The organism is uncultured Lutibacter sp. (genome assembly GCF_937891065.1).
GTDB lineage: Bacteria > Bacteroidota > Bacteroidia > Flavobacteriales > Flavobacteriaceae > Lutibacter.
On record NZ_CALAEQ010000276.1, the window covers coordinates 1 to 5,351 of the forward strand.

Genomic DNA, 5,351 nt, shown 5'->3' on the forward strand with positions numbered 1-5,351 from the left:
TTATATGCTTCTTGTCATGGTTTCAATATATATGTATTGGACCAGTGATTCAATATTGGCTAACTCAATAGCTTTAATATGTATTGGTTTCTTAATCTATGGTCCTGTAATGTTAATTGGTGTTCATGCGCTTGATTTAGTTCCTAAAAAAGCGGCAGGTACTGCGGCAGGTTTAACAGGTTTATTTGGTTATTTAGGAGGTGCTTTGTTCGCAAATATAGCAATGGGAGTTGTTGTTGATACTTGGGGCTGGTCTGGAGGTTTTATGGTGCTATTAGGAGCTTGTGTAATAGCAATTGTACTCATTGGTTTTTCATGGCTTCAAGAGACTAGAGGGCACAACGGTATTCATGCATAAAAATAGATAATTCGAATATTGTGATATAAATATTGAGTAGAAAATATTAAAAACAGTTAATAAATTGAATAATTAAACTTAAAATTAAATTAAATGAAAAAAATGAATTTTAAAAAAGCCTTAGCAGGGACATTAGTTTTACTCTGTTTAGGATTTATAGGATGTGAAAATGATACTCCTGACTATAATCAGTATAATTATTATCAAGAAATTCCACTTAAAGAACTAAGTGCTGAAGCTAAATTGGTAAGAGATTATGTAAAAGCAGACGCAATCATAGCGCATAGAGGTTCAACTTTTTGGGCTCCAGAAGAAACTGAAGCAGCTTTCAGATGGGCACGTAATATGGGTGCAGATTATTTAGAAATTGATCTTCAAAGAACAAAAGATGGTGTTCTTTTAGCCTTACATGATGGTAACTTACGTCGTACCTCAAATATTGAAAGTATTCTTCCAGGGAAAGAAGATTTGCCTGTTAGCGCATTTACACTTACAGAATTACGCGCATTAGATGCTGGTAGCTGGTTTAATGTTGATGTACCTGAGAATGCTAGAGAGTCATTTAAAAATCAAAAAATATGTACACTTGAAGAGGTGTTGAAATTTGCACAGGGATACCGCATTAAACGTGATGGTAACGGTGAGCCTGTTAAATTAAACGATGGTCCAGACTGGAGCGGGATTTATGAAATGGAAATTGACCCATTAGATAGTGGGAATCGTCCTGGTATTTATGCTGAAACAAAAGAACCATATTTATTTGGAGGAATGGAACAAGATTTAGCTGATTTTTTATCTGAAAAAGGATGGAATATTAATAGTCCTTCAACGTTAAATATAGCTCCTTCAGGAGATGAGGGAAAAGTTGCTTATACAAACGGACGTTTTATTCTTCAATCTTTTTCAAGAGAGTCTATCGTTAAATTGGAACAAACGCTTCCAGGTGTACCTAAATGTATGTTACTTTGGTTAGACGAAAGTGCAGGCTATGTTCGACCAGGAAATACGCTTGAGTCTTTAGCTGAATTTATTAATTTTTCAGTAGAAAATAACTGTCATATTGCTGGACCTTCAATTGCTGGAAAACCAAATAAATATGATGATTTATCTGAACCTTGGATGAATGAAATGTATCATAGAGCAGGTATGATTGTTCATGCGTATTCTTTTGATACAGAAGACCAATTAAGAAAATATAATGGTGATTATTTCTATGGTGGAGAATCTCGTTTTGACAATCCAGATCGTCAAGTTAGTGGTGACTTTAATTATGTTGTAAACAAGAATATGTTTATTGATGGTGGGTTTACAAACCTTACTGACTTGTCATTAAAGTATTATAATAGAGGTGAAGGAAAAACTGCTCAAGAAGTTTTAAACGAGTTAGGTTATTAGTAATAAATCATTTAGAAGAAAAGATAAGATGAAAAAAATATATTTTACATTACTAGCTATAGGGTTAGTAGTAACAAGTGTTATTGGTCAAGAAAATCAATTATCAGTAGAATCGGATAACGGTGGAATTCTATTGACTTCACCAGAAAAAGATTATCAAGTAAAGTTTAATGGTAGAATCTATATGGATGGTACACATTATATGGATGATGTAACGGATTTAAGTTCTAAAGTTTCTATTACAGATGTACGTCTAGGTACAACCATAAAATGGGATAAATGGGATGCTAAAATTAATGTTAGTTTTGGAAATGACGATTTAAGTATTAAAGATGCATTTTTAAGATATAACTATACTAAAAAAAGTGTTTTTACTATTGGTAATTTCTTTGAACCATTTGGTATTGAAGCAGCTGCATCTAGTAAAGAATTAAGATTTATTGGTGCATCAAATACAACACAAGCTTTAGGAATAGGAAGAGGTATTGGTTTAGGTTATACGTATCATACGGATAAGTTTTATGGTGCTACTGGTCTATTTGCTGGATCTGTTGACAATCAGAACAAAGGAGATCAAGGTTATAGCTCAACAACAAAATTAGCGTACACGCCAATTGTGAATGATAATTTAACATTACAAGTAGGTGCTTCATTTTCTTACCGTAAGCCAGAAGCTAATGGCTTTAGTGCAGGTTTAAATGATGACGATTTTAATAGAGAAGTTGTTTTAACAGCAGGTCCTGAAAACTTATTTTTAAATGCAGATATTAAAGGCGCAATTAGCGATACAAAATATAACTTTCAAACGTTAGTTATATCAAAATCGTTCCTTTTACAAGGTGAATATACAAGATCAAACGTTACAAGAGATGAAGACTATGTTTCTAACCTTATGAAAGACGGTCCACTTTATTATGTAACATATGCTTGGCCAACAACTCCGCAAGATTATGCAGATTGGTATGGAGAATTAAAAGATATTACTACTGAAGCTTACTATGTACAAACAGGTTTTCTTTTAGGAGATACGTATTCATATAATTCTTCAACAGCTTATATTAATAGACCAAAAGCGGGTTCGTATGAGTTTTTAGTACGTTATGATAATACAAATTTAAATGATATTGATGGTACTTACTTCAACGGTTCTTTTGGACCTGCTGATGAAGGTGCAGCTTTAGGAGGTGCAGGAAATAAGAGTATAGCTGGTGGAAAATCAGAGACTATTAGTGCAGCTGTTAATTATTATTTAAGTGATAACATTATGTTCCGTTTAAACTATAGCGTAATGGATGTTGACAATATAAAACACCCTCTTGATGAAAAAGTTGGTATTTTAAATGCAAGAGTTCAAGTTAATTTTTAATAAGAACCAGTACACATAATTATTTGAATTTAATAACTCATAATTTAGGTGAAAATCTAAGTTATGGGTTTTATATTTTTTAATGATTGCTTTTTATTTCTATACATTTACTCATTAATCATTGTTCATTATTTTTTAATTGTACATTTATTGTATGACAAAAGCAGTAATAATTGGCGATGAAATAAATGCTCAAAAGTTTATTGGAGAAAACTATAAATAGCTAATTTCCAAAAAAGCTTATATCTAATAATAAAATGAATAGCAATAAAAACCAAATAGGAAGAAATTCATTAATTATCTCAATAGTTGGGTTGGTTATTGTTCAACTATTAATTTATGTAGGATATTTAAAAAATGAGTATTGGCATATTTTGTTATCGGGTTTTGAAGCTGCAACTATAGGTGGTTTTGCAGATTGGTTTGCGGTAAGTGCTTTGTTTTATGAAATCCCCATTCCAATTATAAAAAAACATACAAATATTATTGTTAGAAGTAGAGACAAGTTATCAGAAGGAATTGTTGATTTGGTTACAAATAAATGGTTGTCTCCTGTAATAATTAAAGAAAAAATAGCAGATGTACCCATCACTGAAAATATAATTAAAATTTTAAAAGAGCCGCAAAACAATGTATTGGTAACTCGTTTCTTAAAGGAAATAGTAAGCCGTTTAACTGCAAATATAGATGGACCTGAAGTTGTTCATATGCTTCAAGCAATTTTAAAAGAACAGTTGAAAGATATCGATTTATCTACTCCTTTGGGTGACTGGCTTAAAAAGTCTATAGAAAATGGAGACCACAATCAGTTGTGGGATATGATACTGAATGCGGCTAATAAAACAATGAATGATGATGCTACAAGACAAACCTTACTAAACTTAGTTGAAAAGCAACTAAAAGCCTATAAAGATGAAGATTTTTTAAAAGGCCTTTTTATTGGGGCGGCAGGAAAAGTAGGTGTTATTAATACTGATTTAATTGTAGATAAAATAATAAACTCAATCACTGATTTTGTAGCTGAGGCCGAAGGAATCTCAAATCATCCTTTTCGCACTAAGTTTGATGCTAGTATATTGGAGTTTTCAGAGGGTTTAATTAAGGGAGCGCCAGAATCTATAAAAGTAATAAATGATTTACAAAAAGGCTTAGTGAACAATGCTGATACCGAGAATGTTATCCAAAAAATACTTGTTAATTTTAAAGTTTCAATTGAAAATCAACTAAAAGAGGGTAACTCTCCACTAATAAATTTTCTAAAAGAAAACATAGATACCTTATTAGTTGAGTTAGAAGCTGATAAAACAGCTCAAAATAAAATTGATAAATGGGTAAAAAATACGATTAGTGAGTTGGTTGGTAAATACCATCATGAAATTGGTGAAATGGTAAGGTTTAGTTTATCTAAGTTGAATGACATAGAATTAGTTGGTCAAATTGAAGAAAAGGTTGGAAATGATTTACAGTTTATTAGACTAAATGGAGCTATTGTAGGTGGTTTTGTAGGAGTATTAATTGCTGCAATTCGAATACTGTTCTTGTGAGAATTTAAAATTTAAATATATAAAAAGAGGGTGTTTAAAATGTTTAAACGCCCTCTTTTTAATAAACAATAGTGCAAATCTCTTTATTCAGGGATCCCATAAGTATTCACTACATAATCTAAATCTTTATCACCTCTACCGCTTAAATTAACAAGGATAGATTCTTTAGAAGATTTTTGAGCTAGCTTTATGGCGTACGCCACTGCATGAGCACTTTCTAATGCAGGGATAATCCCTTCTAATCTGCTTAATTCAAAAAAGGCATCAATACATTCTTTATCTGTAATACTATCATAAGTTACCTTATTCATATCTTTTAACATACTGTGTTCAGGGCCAACACCAGGATAATCTAAGCCACTGGCAATAGAATGTACAGGGGCAGGTTCACCATTTTCATCTTGTAATGTATAACATTTAAATCCGTGAATAATTCCTGGTTTGCCTAATGTCATAGTTGCAGCGTGATCACCTAATTTATCTAAAGATTTACCTGCTGGTTCTACGCCAAATAATTTACATTCTTCATCTTCTAAAAATGCTGAAAAAATACCCATTGCATTACTACCACCACCAACACAAGCAACTACATTGTCAGGTAATTCGCCTGTCATTTCAAAAAACTGAGCTTTTGCTTCAATACCAACCACACGTTGAAAATCACGAACCATCATTGGAAAAGGATGAG

4 protein-coding genes and 1 pseudogene are annotated in these 5,351 nt (G+C 32.0%); 4 read left to right on the forward strand and 1 reads right to left on the reverse strand.

Going from position 1 to position 5,351, the window contains the following annotated elements; translation table 11 throughout:
- The 4 genes and pseudogenes from Q0352_RS14730 to Q0352_RS14745 form a co-directional block, all read left to right on the forward strand.
- Nucleotides 1-358: pseudogene (locus tag Q0352_RS14730) on the forward strand (hypothetical protein); the annotation flags it as partial.
- A gap of 93 nt (nucleotides 359-451) precedes the next feature.
- Nucleotides 452-1,753, forward strand: a complete 1,302-nt coding sequence (locus Q0352_RS14735) for a glycerophosphodiester phosphodiesterase family protein (protein ID WP_299528913.1) — start codon at nucleotides 452-454, stop codon at nucleotides 1,751-1,753.
- A 28-nt stretch (nucleotides 1,754-1,781) separates the two neighbouring features.
- A complete protein-coding gene (locus tag Q0352_RS14740) occupies nucleotides 1,782-3,119 on the forward strand; it encodes a porin (RefSeq protein ID WP_299528916.1) in 1,338 nt (445 codons plus the stop codon).
- A gap of 257 nt (nucleotides 3,120-3,376) precedes the next feature.
- Nucleotides 3,377-4,663: a DUF445 domain-containing protein gene (locus tag Q0352_RS14745; RefSeq protein ID WP_299528919.1), complete on the forward strand. Its 1,287-nt coding sequence runs from the start codon at nucleotides 3,377-3,379 to the stop codon at nucleotides 4,661-4,663.
- An 83-nt stretch (nucleotides 4,664-4,746) separates the two neighbouring features.
- Here the strand turns inward: Q0352_RS14745 and Q0352_RS14750 are convergent.
- A partial coding sequence (locus Q0352_RS14750; protein WP_299528922.1) for a pyridoxal-phosphate dependent enzyme occupies nucleotides 4,747-5,351 on the reverse strand: 605 nt, incomplete at its 5' end.